Source organism: Streptococcus sp. 2018110 (assembly GCF_019754115.1).
Classification (GTDB): Bacteria; Bacillota; Bacilli; order Lactobacillales; family Streptococcaceae; genus Streptococcus; species Streptococcus hashimotonensis.
This window is the reverse complement of sequence record NZ_JAIJZO010000001.1, coordinates 315,188-340,263: the sequence shown is the minus strand read 5'-3', so window position 1 is coordinate 340,263 and position 25,076 is coordinate 315,188. Positions and strand designations below refer to the sequence as shown.

At 40.0% G+C, this 25,076-nt stretch carries 27 protein-coding genes; 17 read left to right on the top strand and 10 right to left on the bottom strand.

Features of this window, described 5'->3' with window-relative positions; genetic code table 11:
• The first annotated feature begins 31 nt into the window (after nucleotides 1-31).
• Nucleotides 32-1,261 (top strand): transglutaminase domain-containing protein, encoded by a 1,230-nt coding sequence (locus tag K5Q34_RS01650; protein ID WP_172115321.1) that lies wholly within the window; start codon nucleotides 32-34, stop codon nucleotides 1,259-1,261.
• A 254-nt stretch (nucleotides 1,262-1,515) separates the two neighbouring features.
• On the opposite strand, the gene rpsT is transcribed toward K5Q34_RS01650, so the two are convergent.
• Nucleotides 1,516-1,764, bottom strand: coding sequence for a 30S ribosomal protein S20 (gene rpsT, locus K5Q34_RS01645; RefSeq protein WP_012027069.1), 249 nt, complete (start codon nucleotides 1,762-1,764; stop codon nucleotides 1,516-1,518).
• Between the two features lie 58 nt (nucleotides 1,765-1,822).
• Nucleotides 1,823-2,743, bottom strand: coding sequence for a type I pantothenate kinase (coaA, locus tag K5Q34_RS01640; RefSeq protein ID WP_172115319.1), 921 nt, complete (start codon nucleotides 2,741-2,743; stop codon nucleotides 1,823-1,825).
• A gap of 108 nt (nucleotides 2,744-2,851) precedes the next feature.
• Here coaA and K5Q34_RS01635 point away from each other — a divergent pair, with 108 nt between their 5' ends.
• The 9 genes from K5Q34_RS01635 to K5Q34_RS01595 all read left to right on the top strand — a co-directional run bounded on the left by K5Q34_RS01635 (nucleotide 2,852) and on the right by K5Q34_RS01595 (nucleotide 11,589).
• Nucleotides 2,852-3,442: a class I SAM-dependent methyltransferase gene (locus K5Q34_RS01635; protein WP_024376492.1), complete on the top strand. Its 591-nt coding sequence runs from the start codon at nucleotides 2,852-2,854 to the stop codon at nucleotides 3,440-3,442.
• Nucleotides 3,439-4,716: a pyrimidine-nucleoside phosphorylase gene (locus K5Q34_RS01630; RefSeq protein ID WP_221864394.1), complete on the top strand. Its 1,278-nt coding sequence runs from the start codon at nucleotides 3,439-3,441 to the stop codon at nucleotides 4,714-4,716. Before K5Q34_RS01635 ends, K5Q34_RS01630 begins: the two co-directional genes overlap by 4 nt.
• 15 nt (nucleotides 4,717-4,731) lie before the next feature.
• Nucleotides 4,732-5,394 carry a deoxyribose-phosphate aldolase gene (deoC, locus tag K5Q34_RS01625; RefSeq protein WP_002935276.1) on the top strand — a complete coding sequence of 221 codons (663 nt, stop codon included), beginning with the start codon at nucleotides 4,732-4,734 and terminating at the stop codon, nucleotides 5,392-5,394.
• Entirely contained in the window at nucleotides 5,381-5,770 is a 390-nt protein-coding gene (locus K5Q34_RS01620; RefSeq protein ID WP_002940839.1) for a cytidine deaminase, read from the top strand. The genes deoC and K5Q34_RS01620 overlap by 14 nt, the downstream gene beginning before the upstream one ends.
• A gap of 80 nt (nucleotides 5,771-5,850) precedes the next feature.
• Entirely contained in the window at nucleotides 5,851-6,918 is a 1,068-nt protein-coding gene (locus K5Q34_RS01615) for a BMP family protein (RefSeq protein ID WP_002940836.1), read from the top strand.
• A 194-nt stretch (nucleotides 6,919-7,112) separates the two neighbouring features.
• Nucleotides 7,113-8,648, top strand: coding sequence for an ABC transporter ATP-binding protein (locus K5Q34_RS01610; protein ID WP_002935272.1), 1,536 nt, complete (start codon nucleotides 7,113-7,115; stop codon nucleotides 8,646-8,648).
• Nucleotides 8,641-9,702, top strand: a complete 1,062-nt coding sequence (locus K5Q34_RS01605) for an ABC transporter permease (protein WP_029172131.1) — start codon at nucleotides 8,641-8,643, stop codon at nucleotides 9,700-9,702. Before K5Q34_RS01610 ends, K5Q34_RS01605 begins: the two co-directional genes overlap by 8 nt.
• Before the next feature lies 1 nt (nucleotide 9,703).
• Nucleotides 9,704-10,657: an ABC transporter permease gene (locus K5Q34_RS01600; protein WP_012775589.1), complete on the top strand. Its 954-nt coding sequence runs from the start codon at nucleotides 9,704-9,706 to the stop codon at nucleotides 10,655-10,657.
• Between the two features lie 401 nt (nucleotides 10,658-11,058).
• Nucleotides 11,059-11,589: a dihydrofolate reductase family protein gene (locus tag K5Q34_RS01595; protein WP_221864393.1), complete on the top strand. Its 531-nt coding sequence runs from the start codon at nucleotides 11,059-11,061 to the stop codon at nucleotides 11,587-11,589.
• 42 nt (nucleotides 11,590-11,631) lie between these two features.
• On the opposite strand, the gene K5Q34_RS01590 is transcribed toward K5Q34_RS01595, so the two are convergent.
• Entirely contained in the window at nucleotides 11,632-12,615 is a 984-nt protein-coding gene (locus tag K5Q34_RS01590; protein ID WP_002940816.1) for an L-lactate dehydrogenase, read from the bottom strand.
• Between the two features lie 188 nt (nucleotides 12,616-12,803).
• Here K5Q34_RS01590 and gyrA point away from each other — a divergent pair, with 188 nt between their 5' ends.
• From gyrA to radC, 3 genes are all read left to right on the top strand, one after another.
• On the top strand, nucleotides 12,804-15,248 hold the full coding sequence (gene gyrA / locus K5Q34_RS01585; RefSeq protein WP_024402193.1) for a DNA gyrase subunit A: 2,445 nt from the start codon (nucleotides 12,804-12,806) through the stop codon (nucleotides 15,246-15,248).
• Nucleotides 15,249-15,254: 6 nt separating this feature from the next.
• Nucleotides 15,255-16,004, top strand: a complete 750-nt coding sequence (locus tag K5Q34_RS01580; RefSeq protein WP_044668608.1) for a class A sortase — start codon at nucleotides 15,255-15,257, stop codon at nucleotides 16,002-16,004.
• Nucleotides 16,005-16,117: 113 nt separating this feature from the next.
• On the top strand, nucleotides 16,118-16,798 hold the full coding sequence (radC, locus tag K5Q34_RS01575; RefSeq protein ID WP_024385285.1) for a DNA repair protein RadC: 681 nt from the start codon (nucleotides 16,118-16,120) through the stop codon (nucleotides 16,796-16,798).
• Here radC and K5Q34_RS01570 read toward each other — a convergent pair.
• The 7 genes from K5Q34_RS01570 to K5Q34_RS01540 all read right to left on the bottom strand — a co-directional run bounded on the left by K5Q34_RS01570 (nucleotide 16,795) and on the right by K5Q34_RS01540 (nucleotide 21,630).
• On the bottom strand, nucleotides 16,795-17,487 hold the full coding sequence (locus K5Q34_RS01570; protein ID WP_221864392.1) for a gamma-glutamyl-gamma-aminobutyrate hydrolase family protein: 693 nt from the start codon (nucleotides 17,485-17,487) through the stop codon (nucleotides 16,795-16,797). The two genes, radC and K5Q34_RS01570, sit on opposite strands and share 4 nt — an antisense overlap.
• A 3-nt stretch (nucleotides 17,488-17,490) precedes the next feature.
• Nucleotides 17,491-18,129 (bottom strand): redox-sensing transcriptional repressor Rex, encoded by a 639-nt coding sequence (locus K5Q34_RS01565; RefSeq protein WP_002935251.1) that lies wholly within the window; start codon nucleotides 18,127-18,129, stop codon nucleotides 17,491-17,493.
• Between the two features lie 134 nt (nucleotides 18,130-18,263).
• Nucleotides 18,264-18,467 carry a DUF4649 family protein gene (locus K5Q34_RS01560; RefSeq protein ID WP_024378702.1) on the bottom strand — a complete coding sequence of 68 codons (204 nt, stop codon included), beginning with the start codon at nucleotides 18,465-18,467 and terminating at the stop codon, nucleotides 18,264-18,266.
• 1 nt (nucleotide 18,468) lies between these two features.
• Complete coding sequence (locus K5Q34_RS01555) at nucleotides 18,469-18,813, bottom strand: DUF1831 domain-containing protein (protein WP_024385282.1); 345 nt, start codon at nucleotides 18,811-18,813, stop codon at nucleotides 18,469-18,471.
• 1 nt (nucleotide 18,814) lies between these two features.
• A complete protein-coding gene (locus tag K5Q34_RS01550) occupies nucleotides 18,815-19,930 on the bottom strand; it encodes a cysteine desulfurase family protein (RefSeq protein WP_221864391.1) in 1,116 nt (371 codons plus the stop codon).
• Nucleotides 19,931-19,941: 11 nt separating this feature from the next.
• On the bottom strand, nucleotides 19,942-20,919 hold the full coding sequence (locus K5Q34_RS01545; protein WP_012775438.1) for a ribose-phosphate diphosphokinase: 978 nt from the start codon (nucleotides 20,917-20,919) through the stop codon (nucleotides 19,942-19,944).
• A 144-nt stretch (nucleotides 20,920-21,063) separates the two neighbouring features.
• On the bottom strand, nucleotides 21,064-21,630 hold the full coding sequence (locus K5Q34_RS01540; RefSeq protein ID WP_221864390.1) for a CYTH domain-containing protein: 567 nt from the start codon (nucleotides 21,628-21,630) through the stop codon (nucleotides 21,064-21,066).
• 86 nt (nucleotides 21,631-21,716) lie between these two features.
• Here K5Q34_RS01540 and K5Q34_RS01535 point away from each other — a divergent pair, with 86 nt between their 5' ends.
• The 4 genes from K5Q34_RS01535 to pta are packed head-to-tail and all read left to right on the top strand — an operon-like array spanning nucleotide 21,717 to nucleotide 25,075.
• Entirely contained in the window at nucleotides 21,717-22,388 is a 672-nt protein-coding gene (locus K5Q34_RS01535) for a GTP pyrophosphokinase family protein (RefSeq protein WP_024385279.1), read from the top strand.
• Complete coding sequence (locus K5Q34_RS01530) at nucleotides 22,372-23,190, top strand: NAD kinase (RefSeq protein WP_002935241.1); 819 nt, start codon at nucleotides 22,372-22,374, stop codon at nucleotides 23,188-23,190. Before K5Q34_RS01535 ends, K5Q34_RS01530 begins: the two co-directional genes overlap by 17 nt.
• Nucleotides 23,190-24,083 (top strand): RluA family pseudouridine synthase, encoded by an 894-nt coding sequence (locus K5Q34_RS01525; protein ID WP_012027041.1) that lies wholly within the window; start codon nucleotides 23,190-23,192, stop codon nucleotides 24,081-24,083. Before K5Q34_RS01530 ends, K5Q34_RS01525 begins: the two co-directional genes overlap by 1 nt.
• 17 nt (nucleotides 24,084-24,100) lie before the next feature.
• Entirely contained in the window at nucleotides 24,101-25,075 is a 975-nt protein-coding gene (pta, locus tag K5Q34_RS01520) for a phosphate acetyltransferase (RefSeq protein WP_012775151.1), read from the top strand.
• Nucleotide 25,076 lies beyond the last annotated feature (1 nt).

Below are 25,076 nucleotides of genomic sequence, written 5' to 3'. Positions count from 1 at the left end.
ATGTTATACTTAAACAAGAATGGAGGTAAATATGAGGAGAGTTTCTCGTGGCGTTTTAACCATATTATTGTCGGCGACAGTCCTTTCTGCTTGTTCAGGAGGAGGACAAGAGCTGAGTGAACGTTTGGAAGCAGCTAAAATTGAATTTTCTAAAGAAAAAAAGCAACTAGAAGCAGAATTAACAGCATTAAAAGAAGAGGTTCAAGGAAATTTCTACTACCAACAATTGGATACTGATAAGGAGCGTCGTGTCTATCTCCAATTTGTTAATGGGCTCAGCAAGCGGATGCAAGTGATCGATATTGATTCTGTTAATGATGAAATATATTCGCGCGTCTATTTTTCTGTCGCTCATGATTATCCAGAATTTTACTGGCTGACAGATGAAGCGGCAATGAGTGGCGGAGTTGATATATTGGATTTAGAAGAGCCAGCGTATCCGACTGATTTATCTCCGACACGAAATAAAATAGAAGAGGAAGTGAATAAGATACTTGCTCAGGCACCAACAGGATCGGACTATGAGAAGGTTAAATATTTTTACGAGGTGATTATAAAGCAAACGGAATACGACCTTGAAGCCCTACAAACCAACTCTGTCACGTGGAGAAGTCAAGGAATTACCAGTGTGCTATTAGATAAGAAATCCGTTTGTGCTGGCTATAGTCGCACCTTCCAATATCTATGTAAAAAAGCAGGCATTGATTGTATCTATGTCACAGGGATTGCAAAAAATGGGCAAAACGGTGAGTTTGGGCATGCTTGGAATCTAGTCAAGATAAATGGACAATACTATGGTGTTGATACGACTTGGGGAGATCCAGTTTTTGATCAAGCTATAAGTGGAGAAGCGCATACAGATATTTCATACGATTATCTATGTGTCCCTGATGAAATATTAGAGAGAAGTAGAATTGCTGATACCGACCTCCTCGACTACTGGGGAGAAGAACAATATTACGAACCTAGAGCATTGATCTATCCAAAGTGTACAGATAATTCATTGAATTACTATGTTCAAAAGGGAGTTTATTTCACAAGCTTTGATGAAGCTGCAGTTTTACAGTCCATCACTGACCAGCGACTACAAGGTACGGATAAAGTAGTCTTGCAATTCGGAACAGCAGAAGCAATGCAACAAATGATTACATTGGCCTCTACTGAAAATAATGCTATTTTTCAGGCTTTGGGCGATGTAGGAGAGTATCAGTACTATTATAATGACCAAACCTATACATTTGAACTGGCAGATTGGTTCTAACGAATTAGTTTGAATCTCAAGGAGCGTGTTCTTTCTTAATAATAAAAAATAGGGAGTGGGAAAGACATCCATGGTGGCTCCGCCCTCAATGAAAACGAACATAAATCCCTCACTAGGTGTATAATCCTAGTGAGGGATTTGTGGTTGACGAGTTAATGATGCTATTCATCGAGGGAAAAACTAATCCACTTTGTCCCGTCTCCTTATGATGGAAAAAAATAAAAAAAAAGGAAACCCAAAGGTTTCTTTTTTAATTAAGCAAGTTTTGATGCAAGACGTGCTTTATCGCGGCTTGCTTTGTTTTTGTGAATCAAACCTTTAGTTTCTGCTTTATCGATTGCTGAACTAGCAGCACGGAAAAGCTCTTCAGATGGGTTAGCTTCAAATGCTTTGATTGCAGTACGCATAGCTGATTTTTGTGCTGAGTTTTTCTCGTTTTGTTTAACGTTCAATTCAGCGCGTTTGATAGCTGACTTAATGTTTGCCAATGGTTTCACCTCCACCCTTTCTTGTACTAACTATACCATTATATCTGAAAAGAGTATTTTTGACAAGTGAAATTTATTTTTTTAGATAAATTTTATCAATCTCATGGTTTTCGGCCTTATGAAGAATAATATCAGCACGGTTTCTGGTTGGTTCAATGAATTTTTCTAAGTTAGCTAGATTAATGTTTTTCCAAGTATTCTGGGCAATAGACAGAATCTCAGGGTACGTCATCTGGGTAAAACGATGGTAATAGTTGTTAGGGTCATTTTTTGCCAATGTCAATAATTTTTGGAATCGCTCCAAGTACCAGGTTTCAATATGCTCCACATCAGCGTCAACGTATACAGACAGGTCAAAATAGTCACTGACATAGAGGCGCTGGTTTTGTGGATTTTGAAATACATTGATTCCTTCAACAATCAAGAAATCTGGAGACTTAATCTCCTGAGTTTTGTTGGGGACAATATCATAGATTTCATGTGAATAGACAGGAATTTGGCAGTCGTAGCCGTTTTTTATCTTATCAAGGAAATCAATCAATTTCTCCATGTCATAGGACTCAGGAAACCCCTTTTTATTTAACAGTTGCCGTTCTTCTAAAACCGCATTTGGATGGAGAAATCCATCCGTTGTCACTAATTCAACCTTGGCGTGTTTAAATGTCCGAGCGATAAGAATTTGTAGCAATCTACTAGTTGTTGATTTTCCGACAGCAACACTTCCAGAAACGCCAATGATAAATGGTTGAGGCTTGATAGTTTTCTGTAGAAATAAACTCTTCGTAAAATTTAGGTCTTTGCGTGCTTTCCGATAGATATGGATAAGATTAACCAAAGGAAGATAGATGTCAGAAACCTCATGTAATTGGATGCGGTCGTTAAAACTTTTAATAGAATTTAGTTCGCTTTGACTAAGTGGAATGGTAGTCTTACGATGTAGTTGTTGCCAAGTGGCTCGGTCAATTTGTTCAAAATTTAAAAATTCATTTTTCATACATAATTCTTCCTATAGGTAAGCGTTTCAATATCGATTTCATTTTATCATATTTTTCATGTAAGAAAAACTCTTGAAAACGTTTTTAGGAAATGTTATAATAAGTACATGTCCAATATGTATTACGAAAAAAATCCTACAGTAGCACATGATATTCATGAAATCCACGTAAACTTACTAGACACCCCAATGTCTTTCATGACAGATGCAGGTGTTTTTAGCAAGAAGATGGTTGATTATGGTAGTCAAGTGCTTTTAAAAACCCTTCATTTTGAAAAAGGGGCATCGGTGTTGGATGTTGGTTGCGGTTATGGACCAATTGGTTTGACACTTGCTAAGGTGTTCAGCACCAAGACAACACTGATTGATATTAATAGCAGAGCTTTGGATTTAGCTACAAAAAATGCTGAGAGGAATGGTGTTACCGCTAAAATTTATCAATCCAATATCTACGAAAACGTGGACGAAACATTCAATCATATTGTTTCAAATCCACCTATTCGGGCCGGAAAATCGGTTGTACATGAAGTAATTGCTGGAGCCTTTCAACGCTTAGAGGCAAACGGAACCTTGACCATTGTCATTCAAAAGAAACAAGGTGCACCGAGTGCCAAGGCTAAGATGGAAGAGGTGTTCGGCAACTGCCAGATTATAAAGAAAGACAAGGGTTACTACATCCTTGAAAGTGTGAGAGAATGAGAGCAGTTGATTTAATTCAAAAAAAGCGTGATGGCTTAGAACTATCGTCTGAAGAAATCAAATGGTTGATTGATGGATATGTAGCCGGGACAGTACCGGATTATCAAATGTCAGCCTTGGCGATGGCGATTTATTTCAAAGGGATGTCAACACGTGAGATTTCTGATTTGACAATGTCCATGGTTGCAACGGGTGAACAGATTGATTTGTCTGCAATTCCAGGCATCAAGGTAGATAAGCATTCTACAGGTGGTGTCGGAGATAAGGTCACACTCATCTTAGCGCCATTGGTAGCAAGTTTTGATATTCCAGTTGCAAAGATGAGCGGTCGTGGACTTGGTCATACTGGCGGAACCTTGGATAAGTTAGAGTCAATCAAAGGATACCAGATTGAAGTTAGTCAAGAAGATTTCATCAAGCAAGTTCAAGATACTGGTGTTGCAGTTATTGGACAGTCAGACAATCTTGTCAAAGCTGATAAATTGCTCTATGCCCTTCGAGATGTGACAGCAACCGTTGACATTATTCCACTGATTGCCAGCTCGGTAATGTCTAAGAAAATTGCCGCAGGTGCGGATGCGATTCTTCTAGATGTAACAGTGGGAGAAGGCGCCTTCATGAAGACCGTTGAAGAAGCACGGGTTCTAGCTAAAACCATGGTGGATCTTGGGAAGGCGGTTGGGCGTAAGACAGTTGCAGTTTTGACTGACATGTCTCAACCAGTTGGAACTTCGATTGGAAATCGTTTGGAAATTTTAGAGGCTATTGAAATTTTACAAGGTAAAGGTCGAGAAGATGTTACCGAATTTATCTGTGAACTAGCCCAAATTATGTTGGGACTTGCTAATGTTGAGAAAAGCATTGAAGAAGTACGCCAACATATTGACAATGGTGCAGCTTTGAAGAAATTTGAAGAGATGGTCCTTGCCCAAGGTGGTGACTTAGAAGATTTATATCGTCCAGTTCAGGTTACACAGCAAGTTCCAGTTCTTGCGGAGGAGGATGGATACCTTGTGGGGCTTCCTGCGTTGGAATTCGGTCTCTTTGCAATGAAACTTGGTGCAGGTCGCGCAGTCAAGACTGACAATTTAGATTATGAAACAGGTATTGTTTTCCATAAGAAAGTGGGGGAAGCTGTTTCTAAAGGCGAGCAAATCGCAACGATTTATGCCAATGAAAATATTTCGGAAAACATGCTTACAAATTTCCGAAAAAATGTTAAAATAGATAAAGAAAGTGTAAAAACGAAAGAAATCATAGAGATTATTTCTTAATGTACGGAGAAAACCATGAAATTGAATAAATATATTGACCATACAATCTTGAAACCTGAGACAACACAAGAGCAGGTTGAAAAGATTTTGGCAGAAGCAAAAGAATATGATTTTGCAAGTGTCTGTGTTAACCCAACTTGGGTCGCTTTAGCAGCTGAAAGCTTGAAAGATAGTGATGTAAAAGTTTGTACGGTTATTGGTTTCCCTCTCGGAGCAAACACACCTGCTGTAAAAGCATTCGAAACAAAAGATGCAATTTCAAATGGAGCAGATGAGATTGACATGGTTATCAATATCGGTGCTCTGAAAACTGGAAATTACGATTTGGTTTTGGAGGATATTAAAGCTGTTGTAGCAGCAAGTGGTGATAAACTAGTCAAAGTTATCATCGAAGCATGTCTCCTTACTGACGATGAGAAAGTGAAAGCTTGTCAATTATCTCAAGAAGCTGGTGCGGACTATGTTAAAACATCTACAGGATTTTCTACAGGCGGTGCTACAGTAGCGGATGTTGCCTTAATGAGAAAAACAGTGGGTCCTGACATGGGAGTGAAGGCTTCAGGTGGTGCACGTTCGTATGAAGATGCCATTGCCTTTATCGAAGCAGGAGCGTCTCGTATTGGTGCGTCATCAGGCGTGGCAATCATGAATGGAGCACAGGCGGATGGAGACTATTGATTTAATTGAATTAGCTGTAAAAAACAGTCAAAAAGCATACGTACCGTACTCAAAGTTTCCAGTTAGTGCAGTTCTTGTAGCTAAGACAGGGGAAATATTTACGGGTGTAAACATTGAAAATGCGAGCTTTGGTTTGACCAATTGCGCTGAAAGGACAGCTATTTTCAAGGCCATTTCTGAAGGTGTGAAAGATTTTTCTGAAATCATTATTTATGGTGAAACAGAAAAGCCAATATCTCCTTGTGGAGCTTGTCGCCAAGTTATGGCAGAATTTTTTGATAAGGATTTAAAAGTGACCTTGGTCGCTAAAGATAAATCGACAGTCGAGATGACAGTCGGGGAATTACTTCCATATTCCTTTACAGACTTAACCTAGTCTGTATGACAGTCATTTGACTGTAGCAATATTACTCTGCAACAATGTAGTTGCAAAAAGATTTTTAGGAGGGTTCAGAAATGAACAAGAAACTTGTTGGACTTGGTCTAGCAGCTGTTGCGGCTGTATCTTTGGCTGCATGTGGTAACCGTGCTTCAAAAAGCAGTAGCTCAGAGGCATCTTCATCAGCGGACACATCTGTGAAAGCTGCTATCGTTACTGACATTGGTGGTGTTGATGACCGTTCATTTAACCAATCTGCATGGGAAGGTCTTCAAGAATGGGGTAATGCAGCTGGTCTTTCTAAAGGTAATGGCTACGATTACTTCCAATCAGCTAATGAATCAGAATACATCACAAACCTTGATTCAGCTGTTGCTGGTGGTTACAACCTTGTGTTCGGTATTGGTTTTGCCTTGGAGAGTGCGATTGCTGAGGTTGCACCAAATAATCCTGACACACACTATGTAATCGTGGATAGTGTTGTTCCAGATCAAGACAACGTAGTTAGCGTAGGTTTCGCAGACCATGAAGCATCATATCTTGCTGGTGTTGCTGCAGCTAAGTCAACTAAAACAAACCACGTAGGTTTCATCGGTGGTATGGAAGGTGTTATCATCGATCGCTTTGAAGCTGGTTTCGTTGCGGGTGCTAAGTCTGTAAACAAAGATATCAAGATTACAGTTGACTATGCAGGTTCATTTGGTGATGCTGCTAAAGGTCAAACTCTTGCAGCTGCTCAATATGCTGCAGGTGCAGATGTTATCTTCCACGCTTCTGGTGGTACTGGTAACGGTGTATTTGCTGCTGCTAAAGCAGAAAATGAAACTCGTAATGAAGCAGATAAAGTTTGGGTAATCGGTGTTGACCGTGACCAATCAGCAGAAGGTGAATACACTTCTAAAGATGGTAAGTCTTCTAACTTTGTATTGGCTTCAACATTGAAACAAGTTGGTACTTCAGTTAAAGATATTGCAACTAAAGCTGTCGCAGGTGAATTCCCTGGTGGTCAAGTACTTCAATTCTCATTGAAAGATAAAGGTGTTGAATTGGCAGAAACTAACCTTTCAGAAGATGCTTCTAAAGCAGTTGCAGATGCTAAGCAAGCTATCTTGGATGGCAAAGTAGAAGTTCCTGAAAAACCTTAATGAATTTCTTTTCGACAATTCCGATTCGGCGACCCGACGGGGTCGCCGTTTTCGGGCTGAGATTTTTCTCAGTAAAGCCTATCAGCTATGGTAGGTTTTACTGACAAAAATGGTATAGTTGATGAAGAATTTTAAGGTACTAAAGTAGTACTGAAGAATTTTCAGAAGGCTATAGTCAGAAAGGATAATAGATTATGACTAAGGATTATGTCATTGAAATGCGCAATATCACTAAGATATTTGGTGAATTTGTAGCAAATGACCACATCAATTTGAATGTCAGACGTGGTGAAATCCATGCCCTTCTTGGTGAGAATGGTGCGGGTAAATCTACTCTGATGAACATGCTTGCTGGCTTGTTGGAACCTACAAGCGGTGAAATTGTTATCAACGGTCAATCCGTGAAGATTGACTCTCCATCCAAAGCAGCCCAATTGGGTATTGGTATGGTGCACCAACACTTTATGTTGGTTGATGCTTTCACAGTTGCTGAGAACATCATTCTTGGTTCTGAAACCACCAAAGGTGGCGTGATTGACCTTAAAAAAGCTATCGCAGAAATTAAAGAACTTTCTGCTAAGTATGGTCTTGAAGTTGATCCAACTGCAAAGGTTGCAGATATTTCTGTGGGTGCACAGCAACGTGTAGAAATCCTTAAAACACTTTACCGTGGAGCAGACCTTTTAATTTTTGATGAGCCGACAGCTGTATTGACCCCTGCGGAAATTGCAGAGCTCTTGAAAATTATGAAAGCCTTGGTTGAAGAAGGTAAATCTATTATTTTGATTACGCACAAATTGGATGAAATTCGTGCAGTTGCCGATAGTGTAACAGTTATTCGTCGTGGTAAATCAATCGAAACAGTTGCCGTTGAAGGTGCAACAAACCAAGATTTGGCTGAGTGGATGGTTGGACGTTCCGTTTCCTTTAAAACAGAGAAAGTTGAAGCGAGTCCTAAAGAAGTCATTTTGTCAATTAAGGATTTGGTTGTCAATGAAAACCGTGGTATTCCAGCAGTTAAGGGCTTGTCGCTTGATGTTCGAGCAGGTGAGGTTGTTGGTATTGCCGGTATCGACGGAAACGGTCAAAGTGAGTTGATTCAGGCAATCACTGGTTTACGTAAGGTAAAATCTGGCTCAATCACTATCAAAGGTGAGGAGGTAGTTGGTAAAACTCCACGTAAAATTACAGAAATGCAAGTGAGCCACGTTCCCGAAGATCGTCATCGCGATGGACTCGTTCTTCCGATGACTGTTGCTGAGAACTTTGCGCTTCAAACTTACTATAAAGAACCGATTTCGAAAAATGGTATCTTGAACTATAATATCATTAATGAAAAAGCACGCGCATTAATGGAAGAATTTGACGTTCGTGGGGCGAGTGAACTCGTTCCAATCAAGGCTCTTTCAGGCGGTAACCAGCAAAAAGCTATCATCGCGCGTGAAATCGATCGCAACCCAGACCTTTTCATTGTTAGCCAACCAACACGCGGTTTGGACGTTGGTGCTATTGAGTATATTCGTAAGCGTCTCATTGCAGAACGTGATAAGGGTAAGGCTGTTCTTGTTGTTAGCTTCGAATTGGATGAAATTTTGGATGTATCAGATAGAATTGCTGTTATCCATGATGGTGTCATCCATGGTATTGTTGAACCTGCTAAGACCAATAAACAAGAGTTAGGCGTCTTGATGGCAGGTGGACATATTGAGAAGGGAGAAGAACATGCTTAATAAATATAAGAATTTGGCCCTTCCATTAATGGCTGTGGTCAGCGGTATCCTACTTGGAGCGATTGTCATGCTTGTTTTTGGCTACGATCCAATTTGGGGCTATGAAGAGTTATTCTATTCAGCTTTTGGTAATATCAAATCAATTGGTGAAATTTTCCGTGCAATGGCACCACTTGTTTTCACTGCTCTCGGTTTCGCAGTAGCTAGTCGTGCAGGTTTCTTCAACGTTGGTTTGTCTGGTCAGGCCTATGTTGGTTGGGTTTTTGCGGGATGGTTTGCCTTGGCGAATCCTGACTTACCACGTCCAGTTTTGATTTTGGGAACAGTCTTGATTGCTATGTTGGCAGGCGGTATTGCTGGAGCTATTCCAGGTATTCTACGTGCCTATTTGGGAACAAGTGAAGTTATCGTTACGATTATGATGAACTACATCTTACTCTATTCATGTAACTATATCATTCGTGATGTATTTGCAGATAGTTTGATGAAGAATACAGACTCGACAGTTAACGTGTCAGCAAATGCCTCTTACCAAACAGAGTGGCTCCGTGCATTGACAGATAACTCACGTATGAATATTGGTATTTTCTTTGCCATGATTGCAGTTTTTGTGATTTGGTTCCTATTGACCAAAACAACTCTTGGTTTTGAGATTCGCTCAGTGGGGCTTAACCCAACAGCATCGGATTATGCGGGTATGTCTGCGAAGCGTACGATTATTCTATCTATGATTATTTCAGGTGCTCTTGCGGGTCTTGGGGGAGCTATCCAAGGTTTGGGGACTTTCCAAAACGTTTACATTCAAAGCGGTAACTTGGATATTGGTTTTAATGGTATGTCAGTAGCGCTTTTAGCTTCTAATTCACCGTTAGGTATTCCATTGGCTGCCTTTCTATTCGGTGTTCTTTCTGTCGGTGCCCCAGGTATGGTACGTGCACAGATTCCACCTGAATTGATCAACGTTGTTACTGCATCAATCATTTTCTTTATCGGTGTGAAATTTATTTTTGAACAATTATTAAAATCTAGAAATAAAGCGAAAGGAGCGAAATAAGATGAATGTTTCAATTCTTGCCTTACTCATTTCGCAAATGTTGATTTATTCAGCACCCTTAATCTTTACCAGTCTTGGAGGAGTTTTCTCTGAACGCGGTGGTATTGTAAACGTTGGTCTAGAAGGAATCATGGTTATCGGTGCCTTTGCTGGTGTTGTTTTCAATATCGAATTTGCAGGGACATTTGGTAATGCTACTCCATTATTAGCTGTTATTGTAGGAGGTCTTGCTGGTGTTGTCTTTGCCGCTATTCATGCGATGGCGACGATTAATTTCCGTGCAGACCACGTTGTCTCAGGTACGGTGTTGAACCTTTTGGCTCCAGCATTGGGAGTTTTCCTAGTCAAGGTTATCTATAATAAGGGTCAAACTGATAGTATTACTGAATCATTTGGTAAATTTTCATTCCCTATCTTGGCAGATATTCCAATCATTGGTGAAATTTTCTTCAAAAATACAAGCTTGATGGGTTATGTAGCTATTGCAACAGCATTTCTTGCTTGGTTCATCCTTTATAAAACCAAGTTTGGTTTGCGCCTTCGTTCAGTAGGTGAACATCCGCAGGCAGCGGATACTTTGGGAATCAATGTCTACGCTATGCGTTATGCAGGTGTGTTGATTGCTGGTTTCCTTGGTGGTGTTGGTGGAGCTGTAAGTGCTCAATCAGTGAATATCAACTTCTCTGCAACAACAATCGTAGGTTCAGGTTTCATCGCTCTAGCAGCTGTAATTTTCGGTAAGTGGAATCCAATTGGCGCTATGCTTGCCAGTCTATTCTTCGGTCTTTCGCAAAGTTTAGCAGTAGTGGGTGGACAATTACCAGGATTGAAAGATATTCCAACGGTTTATCTTCAAATTGCACCATATTTGATTACTGTTATTGCCCTGTCTGCTTTCTTTGGTAAAGCAGTCGCTCCTAAAGCAGACGGTATCAACTATATCAAATCTAAATAAAAAGGTCCAGTGGACCTTTTTATCATGAGCTTGAAAATACGAAAGCGAATAAGGTCCAGTGGGCCTTTCAGATTGAAGAAAAAGTCCATTTTGGTCAATTTTCTTCAATCTTTTTTTCTTTATGTTGAAAATAAAAAAGTTCTCAGAAATGCCGAAATATCAATGTTTCTAAGAGTTTAATGACTTGCTATCTTTCGCAAACTTCTTCAATTTTTTATATATTTTTAGGAGTTTATCTAGGTTTTGAAAGGTCCAGTGGGCCTTTTTATCATGTTCTTTGCTGTATAGGAAATGAATAATTGTCCTATTCAAAGGAAGAGGAGTTATAGGGACTTTTGGTTGAGAATAGGAAGAATGACTGGTATAATAGTTTGTCACTAAGGTATGAAATGAGGTTAATTGTGAGACGATTGGTGTTAAATATTGCAATGAGTTTAGATGGATTTATTGCACGTAAGGATGGAAGCTACGATTGGATTGAAGGACATGGTACCGATAAATACGATACGGTCTTACAGTTTGATAATCAAAAATTCTTTAACAACTGTGATACAGTTGTGATGGGGAGAAAATCATTAGAAGATTGTCCGTTGGAAATGATTGAAGGATATCAGGAAAAGCAATTTATCGTTGCGAGTCATACTGAGCAGACGGACTATGGTAATGTGCGTTTCGTAAGGGACGTCATCGGGGAGATTATGGAACTTCGCTCTCAAGAAGGTGGAGATATTTGGTTGTTTGGTGGGGCAAGTCTGGTTCAGGACTGTTTAGAGGCGGGAGTGATTGATCACCTTATTATTGGGATTATTCCTACTATTTTGGGTGACGGTATTCCACTTTTTGCCTCACTTTTGGAAGAAAAGAAATTGCTCTTGGTAGAGTCAACTGTCACAGATGGAATTGCTATGTTACGTTATGATATTAGAAGGTAAAAAAGGCGAGCTATTGCTCACCTTTTTTACTATTTTATATAATTAGTTTTTTACACCAGCTGCAATTTCTGGGTTTGCGAAAGCATCATCGATGATGTCTTTCAATTGTTTAGCAGATGCTTGCATTTTTTGCAATTCAGCTTCGCTCAATGGGATATTGACTGGACGAACGATACCGTGGGCACCGATGATAGCAGGTTGACCGATGAAGACATCTTCAACACCTTCGTATTGGCCAGCTTGGTAAACTGACAATGGAAGTACTGCATTTTCATCATCAAAGATTGCTTTAGTGATACGCGCAAGTGCAACACCGATACCGTAGTAAGTTGCGCCTTTTTTGTTGATGATTGAGTAGGCTGCATCACGAACAGATACAAACAAGTCAACAAGACCTTGCTCATCAATATCGCGGTTATCTTGCAACCAGTCGTACAATTTCACACCAGCAACGTTGGCATGTGACCAAACTGCAAATTCTGAGTCACCGTGCTCACCCATGATGTAAGCGTGAACTGAACGTGCGTCGATACCGATTTTCTCAGCCAATGCTTGACGGAAACGAGCTGAGTCAAGAGAAGTACCAGAACCGATAACACGCTCTTTAGGGAAACCAGAGAATTTCCAAGTTGAGTAAGTCAATACGTCAACAGGGTTAGCAGCAACAAGGAAGATACCGTTGAAACCAGAGTTAACGATTTCTGTAACGATTTGTTGGTTGATACGAAGGTTTTTCTCTACCAATTCAAGGCGAGTTTCACCTGGTTTTTGTGGCAAACCAGCTGTCAATACAACCAAGTCTGCGTCATGAGCATCTGAATACTCAGCAGAGTAGATTTTTTTAGGGAATGTGAAGGCCAATGCGTGGCTCAAGTCTTCTGCATCACCTTGAGTACGGTCTTTGTTGATATCGATGATACCCAATTCTTGACCAATCCCTTGGTTAACAAGAGCATATGCATAAGCAGAACCTACGGCACCGTCACCGACAAGGATTACTTTTTTGTGTTGTTTAGTTGCAGTCATTGCTAAACATCTCCTTAGTTTTATTTGGGGATGACTTCATCCCGACCATAATACATTCTAGCATGTTTTAAGCTTTTTGTCACTTGTGAAAGCGCCTTTGAAAATGTTTACATGCTAGTTTCCAACAAAGAAATTTATTCGCCAATATGGTATAATAGAAGCACAATGACTGTTGAAAGAGGCATATAATGCAAGATAAAAATTTAGTAACGGTTAATCTGACCAATGAGATGAAATCATCCTTCATCGACTATGCGATGAGTGTTATCGTTTCGCGTGCTCTGCCTGATGTACGTGATGGTCTGAAGCCGGTTCATCGCCGTATTTTGTATGGGATGAATGAATTAGGAATTACACCGGATAAACCACATAAAAAATCAGCCCGTATCACAGGGGATGTTATGGGTAAATATCACCCGCATGGAGATAGTGCGATTTACGAAGCAATGGTTCGTATGGCACAATGGTGGAGCTACCGTCACATGTTAGTTGATGGTCACGGAAACTTTGGTTCCATGGATGGCGACGGAGCAGCCGCTCAGCGTTATACAGAAGCACGCATGAGCAAGATTGCGCTTGAAATGCTTCGTGATATTAACAAGAATACGGTAAATTTTGCGGATAACTATGACGCGAGTGAACGTGAGCCTGAGGTTTTACCTGCTCGTTTCCCTAACCTTCTAGTTAACGGAACGACTGGTATTGCCGTTGGTATGGCTACCAACATTCCTCCACACAACTTGGGTGAGACTATCGAGGCAGTTAAGCTGGTTATGGACAATCCCGAGGTAACAACACGTGAGATTATGGAAGTCTTGCCTGGACCAGATTTTCCGACAGGTGCCTTGGTTATGGGGAAATCTGGAATTCACCGTGCTTATGAAACTGGTAAAGGTTCAATAGTTCTTCGTTCCCGCACAGAAATTGAAGAATATGGAAATGGTCGTGAACGCATTGTTGTTACAGAGTTTCCATACATGGTCAATAAGTCCAAGGTTCAAGAACATATTGTCAAATTAGTCCAAGAAAAACGTATTGAAGGAATCACTGCTGTTCGAGACGAATCCAACCGTGAGGGTGTACGATTTGTTATCGAAGTTCGTCGTGATGCCTCAGCCAACGTCATCTTGAATAATTTGTTTAAACAAACACAGCTTCAAACCAACTTTAGTTTCAACATGTTGGCCATCCAAAATGGTGTACCGAAAATCCTTTCTGTACGTCAGATTCTAGAGTCTTATATTGAACACCAAAAAGAAGTAGTCACTCGCCGTACACGATTTGATAAAGAAAAGGCTGAAGCGCGTGCTCATATCTTAGAAGGCTTGCTGATTGCACTTGACCATATTGATGAAGTCATTCGTATTATCCGTAATTCAGAAACTGATGCTATTGCTCAAGCTGAATTGATGGAGAAATTTGACCTTTCTGAACGTCAGAGTCAGGCCATTCTTGATATGCGTCTTCGTCGTTTGACAGGTTTGGAACGTGACAAGATTCAATCAGAATATGATGAGTTAGTGGCATTGATTGCAGATTTGGCTGATATTCTAGCTAAGCCTGAGCGTGTTGTTCAGATTATTAAAGACGAATTAGAAGAAGTCAAACGTAAATATGCTGACCCACGCCGTACAGAATTGATGGTTGGTGAAGTTCTTTCCCTTGAAGATGAGGACTTGATTGAAGAAACGGATGTTTTAATCACCTTGTCAAACCAAGGCTACATCAAGCGTTTAGCACAGGATGAGTTTCAAGCTCAGAAGCGTGGAGGACGTGGTGTTCAAGGAACTGGCGTCAAGGATGATGATTTTGTACGAGAATTAGTCTCTACAAGCACTCATGATCGCTTGCTCTTCTTCACTAACAAGGGACGTGTTTACCGTCTCAAAGGCTATGAAATCCCAGAATACGGTCGTACTGCAAAGGGGCTTCCAGTAGTCAATTTGCTTAAATTGGAAGAAAACGAGGCAATTCAAACCATTATCAATGTAACTAAGGACCAGGAGGCAGATAGCTATCTCTTCTTTGCAACCCGCCAAGGTGTTGTAAAACGGACTAGTGTGTCAGAATTTGCCAATATTCGCCAGAGCGGTCTGAAAGCTTTGAATTTGAAAGAAGACGATGAACTCATCAATGTTTTCTTAACAAATGGTCAAGCAGATATTATTATGGGGACTAAGTTCGGTTATTCTGTACGTTTCACTGAAACAGATGTTCGTAATATGGGCCGTACAGCAACAGGTGTTCGTGGTATCAATTTACGCGAGGGAGACCAGTTAGTTGGCGCTACTATGATTTCTGATGACCAAGAAGTACTCGTATTGACGGAAAAAGGTTTTGGTAAACGTACACCAGCCAGTGAGTATCCAACCAAAGGTCGTGGTGGTAAGGGTATCAAGACTCTTAAAGTTGCTGAGAAGAATGGTTCTCTGGCAGGTTTGACAACGGTATCTGGTGATGAAGATATTATGGTTATTACCGATACTGGCGTGATTATTCGTACAAGTGTTGCCAATATCTCTCAAACTGGTCGTTCAACCATGGGTGTAAAAGTGATGCGCTTGAATGATGAAGCGAAAATCATGACCTTTGCCTTGGTAGATGCTGCCGAAATTAAAGAAGAAAAGGAATAAATAATCATGTCAAAACGTGAAAAAAAGAAGAAGCGTAAAGGTTCTTTTTGGCGCAATCTTTTAACAGTTGTATTGATACTGATTTCCCTAGCGTTGATATTCAACACCTCTATCCGTAATTTTATTATTGGCTGGAATACGAATAAGTACCAGATTAGCAATGTTACGACAGAGGATATCGAAAAGAATAAACAGGCTGAAACAACATTTGATTTCGATCAGGTTCAGTCTATTTCTACAGAGGCTATTTTAGCAGCTCAGTGGGATGCGCAACGCTTACCTGTAATTGGTGGAATTGCGGTTCCCGAGCTTGGTATCAACCTTCCTATTTTTAAAGGGGTCTTCAATACTTCGCTCATGTATGGAGCTGGTACCATGAAGGAAAACCAAGAGATGGGGAAAGGAAATTATGCGTTGGCCAGCCACCATATTTTTGGTGTAACTGGTGCGGCAGATGTTCTCTTTTCACCGCTTGATCGTGCTAAAAACGGCATGAAAATCTATATTACTGACAAGACCAATGTTTACACCTACGTTATTGATAGTGTGGAAATTGTTTCGCCTGAAAGTGTCTATGTCATTGATGATGTAGAAGGACGTACAGAAGTTACCTTGGTAACATGTACGGACTATTATGCTACGCAACGTATCATTGTAAAAGGAGTTCTTGAATCAACAACTCCATATAATGAAACTGCAAAAGACATCTTAGATTCCTTCAATAAGAGTTATAATCAGTATGATTATGGACAATAAAACATCTATATATTAAGGATAAAGAAGTGGTATAAGACTGAGGAGATATTCTTTGGTTTTATATGGCTTCTTTTTTTGCAAGATTTTACGAATAGATAGGTGAGGAGGAAATTATGTATCAAATTGAATTTAAAGAAGAGGCCACTCTACCTAGAGAACGTTTAGTAGAAGTTGGAGCTGAGCGTCTCAGTAATCAGGAATTACTAGCAATTTTTATTAGAACTGGAACAAAAAAAGAACCTGTTTCTATTCTCTCCAATAAATTATTGAATCGTTTGGAGAGTTTAGCGGCTCTAAGAGAATTATCAATTGAAGAATTGCAAAGTTTGACTGGAATTGGGCGCGTTAAGGCGATTGAAATTAAGGCTATGATTGAACTTGGAAAACGTATCAATCAATCAGAGCTACTCTTAAATGAGAGAATTTTGGGAAGTGAGAAGTTGGGACGTAAGATGATTCATGAAATCGGGCATAAGAAGCAGGAGCATCTTGTTGCACTTTATCTCAATACACAGAACCAGATTATCAGTCAAAAAACGATTTTTATTGGGAGTGTTAATCGTAGCATTGCAGAACCACGTGAAATTTTGCATTACGCAGTAAAATGCATGGCAACATCGATTATCATCGTTCACAACCACCCGTCGGGTTCAGTACAACCTAGTAGGAATGATTTGCTATTTACGGAGAATTTAAAAGAGTCCTGCGAAAAGCTAGGACTGGTATTATTAGATCATTTAATTGTTGGAAATAAGGATTACTATTCTTTTAGAGAAGAAAGTGAGTTATTTTAAAGTTTATTGACAATATAGTAGAAGAGGTCTTTTTCAATCTCACGTTTACCGTAGAGTAGTTCAGGATGCCATTGAACCCCTAAAAATTTAGTTGGGTAGGCTGAATGAACTGCTTCAATAATCTGTTGATTATCCGATAGTGCAATGATTTCTAAGTCAGGTGCTAAGTCTTTGATAGCCTGGCGGTGAAATGAGTTTACACTCGGATCGGACTTATATATGTTGTAAAGTGGACTGTTTTGAGTCAGTTGAATCGTTTGACTGACTTCTTGTCCGTCTATGTCTTGCCAATGTTCAGAAATTGATTGATGAAGGCTACCACCTTGAGCTACATTGTAGAGCTGTAGACCTCGGCAGATACCGAAGATAGGTTTCTGATTTTCTTGGGCAGCCCTTATGAGGGCTAATTCAAACTCGTCACGCTTTGGTAGATAATTATCGCTGTCAATAGTCCTTTCTTCGTGATAGTAACTTGGCTGGACATTTTGTCCTCCTGTTAGGATGAGTTTATCAATAAGATGGATATAATATTTTGCCAAATCAGGCTCTGTAACAGGAAGGATGAGTGGGAGTCCGCCAGCATCTTCAATAGCTTGTACGAGGCAAGTCTGGGTATAAGAAAGCAGGGGTTCTGTATGATCCCCTGTTTTATATTCATTTCCAGAAATACCAATAACTGGTTTTTTCATTGCTTATCCTTTTCGCATAAAGTAGAGTAGTGTCTGTAATTCACTAGTCAAATCAACATACTGAACAACGACATCTTTTGGGACAGACAAGTTAACTGGTGAAAAGCTCAGAATTCCCTTAACACCAGCTTCAACAAGAATATCAGTCACTTCTTGCGCTTTGACGCTGGGTACCGTTAGAATGGCTGTCTGAGAGTTTGCTTCGCTGATACGTTCCTTGATTTCTGAGATTGCATGGATTGGGATGTTTTCATCTGTCGTTCCAACAGCTGGATTATCATCTGCTTCAAAAGCCATGACTATTTTCATTTTATTTCGTTCGTGGAAGCGATAGTGTAGCAAGGCCCGCCCCATATTCCCGACTCCAACAAGCATAACATTGGTGATGGAGGTATCATTTAGAATATCTGCAAAGAAATCCATCAACTCTTTGACATTGTAGCCAAAGCCACGACGACCAAGCTCTCCAAAATAGGAAAAATCTCGGCGGACGGTAGCTGAGTCGATTCCGATAGCTTCGGCAATTTCTTTTGAACTAGCTTTTTCAATATTTCCTGCATAGAAACGTTTAAAAATGCGATAGTAGAGGGATAGTCGTTTGGCAGTTGCGCGTGGAATATCAGATTTTTTATCGTTTTTCACTTTAGACTCCTTTATTTCGATAGAATACGCTTTATCGATTATTTATATATTAAACAGTTCTTTATTCTATTCTAGTCCAAGTTTGTGAAAAAATCAACAGATTGATTTTAAAAAAAGATTAAACAGGAAACTGTCTAATCTAGTGTTTGTAAATAGCGATAGAGATCCCCGATTGTCCCTTTGTAATCCAGAGCTTGTCCGTCTTGTGTAATGCTGGTAACTGGATAATAGTCTGGGAGGGTTAAGCAACCGGAAAAAGCCAGAATGGCTGCATCTTTATTCTCAAATGTTTGGATACGTTCTTGCTTGTAAGCGTCAAGATAGTGAATTTCAATCATACTAACCCTCTTTTGTAAAGATGTTACGGTCAATCAAGCTATCCATGAGGAAATAGAATTTTTCTTGAATAACCTTGTTACTTTCTGGTTTAAAAATGTTTACCAGATGAAGACCAGACTTGTCGGTAATGTTAATTTTAAAACCTGTTAGGTCTTGATTGATAATAATTTTCAAGAGGAATCCTTGGTTTGAATTTGGAATTTCTTCCAGAAGACGTGTAAGCTGATAGTGACCTGCTTTGCTTTGTTCAAAGGTGTTATCACGGAGTGTATATTTTTTGATAGCAGGGCTAATGTGATAAGTAAAATTACAATCTTTTAAGGTAACTGATTGTTGAAATGCCATTTTAACCTCCAAGTATTTTCTTTAGTTCGATGATAAGAGCATCTATCTCTTCTTTTGTATTGATTTCAGATAGGCTGATACGAATGGATTCTTTCAGACGATGGGAGTCTTTTCCATACATAGCTTCTAAAACATGGCTATTTTGGACAACACCTGCCGTACATGCGGAACCGCTAGAAACAGCGATACCTGCCAAATCTAGTTGCATGAGTAGTTGTTCATTAAGTTTACCAGGAAAACCGATATTAAGGACATGAGGGAGATGAGGTCCAGCCTGATTGAGATAATAGTCTAAGCCAGACAATCCCTTGATAATATGTTGTCGCAGTTCACTGACATGCTTATGATGCGTATCTAAGGACTCATATTGTTCTGTTAGGGCAGTCGCCATAGCAGCAATAGCAGGGAGATTCTCAGTACCTGCTCGATGTTGCTGTTCCTGCTTTCCGCCGTGGATCAAGGAATCAAATTTATGAACTTTACTATACAGGAATCCCATTCCCTTTGGACCATGGAATTTATGGGCAGAGGCCGTGAGGAAGTCAATTCCGTAGTCAGAGGGAGCAATTGCAATTTTTCCAATTGCTTGAACAGCATCTACATGAAAGACGGCCTGATGATCGGCTAGGAGCTTTCCAATTTCCTTGATGGGAAGTAGCTGACCGGTCTCATTGTTAGCAAACATGACGCTGACTAAAATAGTATCTGGTCGAAGGGCATCCTGAATTTGTTGAGCGGTGATTACTTGATCGACTGGTTGGATATAGGTTACCTCGAACCCAAACCGCTCCTCTAGATATTGCATGGTATGGAGGACAGCATGGTGTTCGATAGCCGTAGTAATCAGGTGTTTTCCTTTGGATTGATGTGCAAGTGCATAGCCTTGAATAGCTAAAGTATCAGCTTCGGAGCCTCCAGATGTGAAAATAATTTGTTCAGGAGAGGCGGAGAGAATCTGAGCAATCTCTTGACGACTTTGTCTAAGAGATTGATTGGCTTTTCGACCGCTTTGATGGATACTGGAGGGGTTTCCATAATTTTCTTGAGCCACTTCCATCATCCGTTGGAGTGCAGTAGGAGATAGAGCAGTGGTTGCTGCATTATCTAAATAAATCAAAGAGTTTACTCCTAGTTTTCTTTTTCAGGACTAGTAAATTTGAAAAGTGGGCTGAGTGGCTGATGTTCTTGGATGCGGTGGATGGCATCTGCAATCAAGTCACTAGCTGTTAGGAAGGCGATATTTTTAGGATGCTGTTCTTTGCTTGCAACAGAATCGGTAACTAATATTTCTTTGATTGGTGCTTCATCTAAGAGTTGGGCTGCGGTTCCCGCAAAGAGACCATGGCTGGCAACTGCATAAATTTCAGTAGCACCACCTTCTTGGACAATTTTTGAAGCTTGTGAGAAAGTGCGACCAGTATTGAGAATATCGTCCACCAAAATAGCTTTTTTACCAGCAACATCACCAATAATATAGCCTTCAGAACGTTCAGAATCATCTTGAGCGTAGTCGATAATCGCAATCGGTGCATTTAGAAATTCAGCGATATTACGCGCGCGTTTGATACCAGAATTTTTAGGACTCACAATGACGACATCTTCTCCGCAGAGTCCTTTTTCCATGTAGTAAGCTGCAAAAAGTGGTTCTGTAAGGAGATTGTCTACTGGAATATCAAAGAAACCTTGAATTTGTGAAGCGTGCAAATCAAGAGTCAATACACGGTCGACACCAGCTTTAACCAGCATATTTGCAACTAATTTAGCTGTAATTGGTTCGCGTGGAGAAGCGGTACGGTCTTGACGAGCATAGCCGAAATAAGGGATGACCGCTGTAATGGTGTTGGCACTAGCACGTTTACAAGCATCGATCATAATCAATAATTCCCACAAGTGATTATTGACCGGATAGCTTGTTGATTGGATAATGTAGACGTCTACGCCACGTACAGATTCTTCAATGTTAATTTGAATCTCACCATCCGAAAACTGACGAGAAGACAGTTTTCCAAGAGGAATTCCAGCAGAATCAGCAATTTTTTCAGCAATATCACGGTTGCTATTGAGTGAGAATAATTTAATGTTATGTTCACCGAGTGGTTGTACCATTTTAAAGTAACTCCTTTTACACACTGAGCTTTTATGATGACATAAAAGTATTTTTTACAATAGATAGTTCTATTCTATCAAAAAAATGAAAAATTTTCAGTAGTGAAACTAAAAAATCAACCTTATTTGGCTGATTTTTTATAGTTATTTCATGTAGGCAGCTGTTCGTGCGACCTTACTACTCGCATATTTGAATTGAATTGATTTCTTCTTAAGGAATTCATCAAAAAGAATCTTCCCTGCATCTGCATCGGTCACTTCGACTTCTAATTCATAATCTTTTTGTCCCACATAATCATTTTCATCGAGGGCCATAAGACCTATAGATGTCTGTTTCTCATAGCGTTTTGTCGTGAGGCTTCCCCAGACAGCAAGTTTATCAAGTGGAATCTCTGTTGCAGAAATAATGTCAGAAATTTGTCCTGCTGGTAGTTGAAAATTTTCCAGTAAATGATGAGCAGTTTGGATGTCTAGAGCTTGGTTATATTCTTGATTTCCGACTTCTTGTGGAATTTTTAAGGTTAGTTCTGCTGAGTCTTCAAATGTACGAATACGAAGTGAAAAGCGGTGATTCCTCATATCTAGGTCTGGGGTATCAATGTAGTGGTTTGTTTGAAGAATTGGGCTCACATCTGAAAAGTCAGTAAGCAGGCGTTTGTATTCGGATTTGGTCAGTAAGGTTTTATACTCAATTTCAAGGTGGTTTTTCATGCAGTAAACCCTTTCAATGTGTTATAATAGATTAGTCTTTGTGTTATTCTAATACAATTTAAAAGTTTTGACAAGAAAGGGGCCGTATGGACTTTAACTGGGAAGAATTTTTAGACCCCTATATTCAGACAGTTGGTGAATTGAAAATCAAACTGCGGGGGATTCGCAAGCAGTATCGCAAGGCTAATCGGCATTCTCCAATTGAGTTTGTCACAGGACGGGTAAAACCGATTGAATCCATTAAAGAAAAAATGGTCCTGCGACATATCAAATTGGAAAATCTTGCTCAAGATATGCAAGATATTGCCGGTCTTCGGATTATGGTTCAATTTGTGGACGACATTGAAGAAGTATTAGCTATTTTGCGGAAACGCAAGGATATGCAAATTGTGCATGAACGGGATTACATCAACAATATGAAAGCCTCTGGCTACCGTTCATATCATGTGGTGATTGAGTATCCTGTGGATACTATAAATGGCAACGAGACGGTTCTGGCAGAAATCCAGATTCGAACCCTTTCCATGAATTTCTGGGCTACAATTGAACATTCTCTGAATTATAAATATAAGGGGAATTTTCCAGAAGAAATCAAGAAACGCTTGGAAGTTACAGCAAAAATTGCCTATGAATTAGATGAGGAGATGCGAAAAATCCGCAACGACATTCAAGAAGCGCAGGCCTTATTTGATCCTGCCTATCGCAAACTGAATGACGGTGTGGGCAACAGTGATGATACAGATGAAGAATACAGGTAGAAAAAAAATCGCTCTGCTCGCTAGTCGAAATCCTAAGAGTGAAGCGGTGTCCAAAGAATTATGGACAAAGTTAAAAGAAGCAAATTTTATTTTGACTCCTAAAAATCCAGATATTGTCATTTCTATCGGTGGAGATGGGATGCTTTTATCTGCTTTTCACAAATATGAAAAGTTGATTGATCGTGTACGTTTTGTAGGAATTCACACGGGTCATTTGGGGTTTTATACAGATTATCGTGATTTTGAAGTGGACAAGCTGATTGAAAATCTTAAGCTTGATACAGGTGCTAGAGTATCGTATCCGATTTTAAATGTTAAGGTCAAGATGACAGATGGTCGCATTGTCGAGGCGCGTGCCTTAAATGAGGCGACAGTAAAACGTCTTTCTAAGACCATGGTCGCAGATATTATTATTAACAATGTGCCCTTCGAACGCTTTAGAGGAGATGGAATTTCGGTTTCAACGCCGACAGGCTCAACAGCCTATAACAAGTCATTAGGTGGTGCTGTTTTACATCCAACAATCGAGGCATTGCAGATTGCAGAAGTGGCAAGTTTGAACAATCGTGTTTACCGCACCTTGGGTTCATCCGTTGTTGTCCCTAAAAAAGACAAGATTGTGATTGAACCAAAGCATAGTGACCGTTACTCGATTGCGGTGGACAATAAGACTTTTGTCTATGATAGTATTGAAAGTATAGAGTATCAGATAGACAATAGTAAGATTCATTTTGTTGCAACACCGAGCCATACTAGTTTTTGGAATCGGGTTAAGGACGCCTTTATTGGAGAGGTGGAGTAATGCGGTTTGAATTCATTGCTGACCAGCATACGAAAATAAAGACTTTCCTTAAAAAACACGGTGTCTCTAAAGGCCTATTAGCGAAGATTAAGTATACCGGCGGCAATATCTGGGTCAACGATATTGAGCAAAATGCAACTTACTTGCTTGATATTGGAGATAGGGTTACAATTGACATACCTGCTGAAGAGGATTTGACTGGTAGTTTGAAGCCGATTTTCTTTCCGTTGGATATTGTCTATGAAGATGATCATTTTCTGGCGATAAATAAGCCGGTTGGCTACGCCTCCATTCCTTCTGCCTTGCATTCATCCACAATCGCAAATTTTGTAAAAGGTTATCTTATTGAGCAGAATTATGAGAATAAGCAGGTTCATATTGTGACTCGTCTGGATAGGGATACATCAGGCGTCATGCTGTTTGCCAAGCACGGCTATGCCCATGCACGACTCGATAAGCAGTTACAGGCCAAGCTTATTCATAAACGTTATTATGCTTTGGTGAAGGGGAATGGGCAGCTAGAAGAGACAGGGGATATTATTGCCCCTATCGGTCGTCCAGAGGATAGCATCATTACCCGTTGTGTGACAAAGAATGGAAAATATGCTCATACTTCCTATCGTGTTGTGCAATCTTGGGGAGATATTCATTTAGTAGATATTCAACTACATACTGGGCGGACTCATCAGATTCGTGTTCATTTTTCTCACATTGGATTTCCATTGTTAGGAGATGATATGTATGGTGGAAGTTTGGAATGTGGGATAGAACGTCAAGCCTTACATTGTCATAATTTAGCCTTCGACAATCCTTTTTCAGCCGAAAGGATTGATTTGGAAGCACCGCTTCCTGAGGATTTTCAGGCTGTTATCAATCAGTTAATAAGTAAATAAATTTAAGGAGTTTGTTCATGAAAATTTTTGAGCAATTAGCTACAAAGCTAGAGGGTAAAAAAGTACGTATCGTATTGCCAGAAGGTGAAGAACCACGTATCTTGCAAGCGACAAAACGTTTGGTAAATGAGTCGGATGTAGTACCGGTCTTGCTTGGAAACCCAGATCGTATTAAGATTTACCTTGACATTGAAGGGATTACAGAAGGTTTTGAAATTATTGACCCAGCTCATTATGATAGATATGATGAGATGGTAGCTGCTTTGGTAGAGCGCCGTAAAGGTAAGGTATCAGAAGAGCAGGCACATGAGTTGTTGAAAGATGTTAACTACTTTGGTGTTATGTTGGTATATATGGGCGTAGTAGAAGGTATGGTATCTGGTGCGATTCATTCAACCGCTTCAACAGTTCGTCCAGCTCTTCAAATCATTAAAACAGAGCCAGGTGTATCGAAAACATCAGGTGCCTTCTTGATGGTAAAAGGTGAAGAGCGTTATATTTTTGGTGACTGTGCTATCAACATTGATCCAGATGCTCAAACCTTGGCTGAAATCGCTATCAACTCAGCACGTACTGCTAAAATGTTTGGTATCGATCCAAAAGTTGCAATGCTTAGCTATTCAACAAAAGGTTCTGGCTCAGGTCCTAAAGTTGATAAGGTGGTTGAAGCAACTAAAATTGCTCAAAAATTGCGTCCTGAGTTGGATTTGGACGGTGAATTGCAATTTGATGCTGCCTTTGTCCCTGCTACAGGTAAATTAAAAGCACCAGGTTCGAGTGTTGCTGGTCAAGCGACTGTATTTATCTTCCCAGGTATCTCAGCTGGTAATATTGGTTATAAAATTGCCGAACGTATGGGTGGATTTGCAGCGGTAGGTCCTGTTTTACAAGGTTTGAATCAGCCTGTAAACGACTTGTCTCGTGGTTGTAACCCTGATGATGTTTACAACTTGACCTTGATTACTGCGGTTCAGGCTTTGGAGCACCGTTAAT

What these genes read in the sequence shown, in the direction of transcription:
- K5Q34_RS01600 (WP_012775589.1), top strand. Translation starts at nt 9,704, where the DNA reads ATGAATGTTTCAATTCTTGCCTTACTCATTTCGCAAATGTTGATTTAT.
- K5Q34_RS01580 (WP_044668608.1), top strand. Translation starts at nt 15,255, where the DNA reads ATGTCAAAACGTGAAAAAAAGAAGAAGCGTAAAGGTTCTTTTTGGCGC.
- deoC (WP_002935276.1), top strand. Translation starts at nt 4,732, where the DNA reads ATGAAATTGAATAAATATATTGACCATACAATCTTGAAACCTGAGACA.
- K5Q34_RS01560 (WP_024378702.1), bottom strand. Translation starts at nt 18,467, where the DNA reads ATGATTGAAATTCACTATCTTGACGCTTACAAGCAAGAACGTATCCAA.
- radC (WP_024385285.1), top strand. Translation starts at nt 16,118, where the DNA reads ATGTATCAAATTGAATTTAAAGAAGAGGCCACTCTACCTAGAGAACGT.
- gyrA (WP_024402193.1), top strand. Translation starts at nt 12,804, where the DNA reads ATGCAAGATAAAAATTTAGTAACGGTTAATCTGACCAATGAGATGAAA.
- K5Q34_RS01615 (WP_002940836.1), top strand. Translation starts at nt 5,851, where the DNA reads ATGAACAAGAAACTTGTTGGACTTGGTCTAGCAGCTGTTGCGGCTGTA.
- K5Q34_RS01525 (WP_012027041.1), top strand. Translation starts at nt 23,190, where the DNA reads ATGCGGTTTGAATTCATTGCTGACCAGCATACGAAAATAAAGACTTTC.
- K5Q34_RS01605 (WP_029172131.1), top strand. Translation starts at nt 8,641, where the DNA reads ATGCTTAATAAATATAAGAATTTGGCCCTTCCATTAATGGCTGTGGTC.
- K5Q34_RS01530 (WP_002935241.1), top strand. Translation starts at nt 22,372, where the DNA reads ATGAAGAATACAGGTAGAAAAAAAATCGCTCTGCTCGCTAGTCGAAAT.
- coaA (WP_172115319.1), bottom strand. Translation starts at nt 2,743, where the DNA reads ATGAAAAATGAATTTTTAAATTTTGAACAAATTGACCGAGCCACTTGG.
- K5Q34_RS01630 (WP_221864394.1), top strand. Translation starts at nt 3,439, where the DNA reads ATGAGAGCAGTTGATTTAATTCAAAAAAAGCGTGATGGCTTAGAACTA.
- K5Q34_RS01535 (WP_024385279.1), top strand. Translation starts at nt 21,717, where the DNA reads ATGGACTTTAACTGGGAAGAATTTTTAGACCCCTATATTCAGACAGTT.
- K5Q34_RS01570 (WP_221864392.1), bottom strand. Translation starts at nt 17,487, where the DNA reads ATGAAAAAACCAGTTATTGGTATTTCTGGAAATGAATATAAAACAGGG.
- K5Q34_RS01635 (WP_024376492.1), top strand. Translation starts at nt 2,852, where the DNA reads ATGTCCAATATGTATTACGAAAAAAATCCTACAGTAGCACATGATATT.
- K5Q34_RS01540 (WP_221864390.1), bottom strand. Translation starts at nt 21,630, where the DNA reads ATGAAAAACCACCTTGAAATTGAGTATAAAACCTTACTGACCAAATCC.
- pta (WP_012775151.1), top strand. Translation starts at nt 24,101, where the DNA reads ATGAAAATTTTTGAGCAATTAGCTACAAAGCTAGAGGGTAAAAAAGTA.
- K5Q34_RS01620 (WP_002940839.1), top strand. Translation starts at nt 5,381, where the DNA reads ATGGAGACTATTGATTTAATTGAATTAGCTGTAAAAAACAGTCAAAAA.
- K5Q34_RS01590 (WP_002940816.1), bottom strand. Translation starts at nt 12,615, where the DNA reads ATGACTGCAACTAAACAACACAAAAAAGTAATCCTTGTCGGTGACGGT.
- K5Q34_RS01545 (WP_012775438.1), bottom strand. Translation starts at nt 20,919, where the DNA reads ATGGTACAACCACTCGGTGAACATAACATTAAATTATTCTCACTCAAT.
- K5Q34_RS01555 (WP_024385282.1), bottom strand. Translation starts at nt 18,813, where the DNA reads ATGGCATTTCAACAATCAGTTACCTTAAAAGATTGTAATTTTACTTAT.
- K5Q34_RS01610 (WP_002935272.1), top strand. Translation starts at nt 7,113, where the DNA reads ATGACTAAGGATTATGTCATTGAAATGCGCAATATCACTAAGATATTT.
- K5Q34_RS01650 (WP_172115321.1), top strand. Translation starts at nt 32, where the DNA reads ATGAGGAGAGTTTCTCGTGGCGTTTTAACCATATTATTGTCGGCGACA.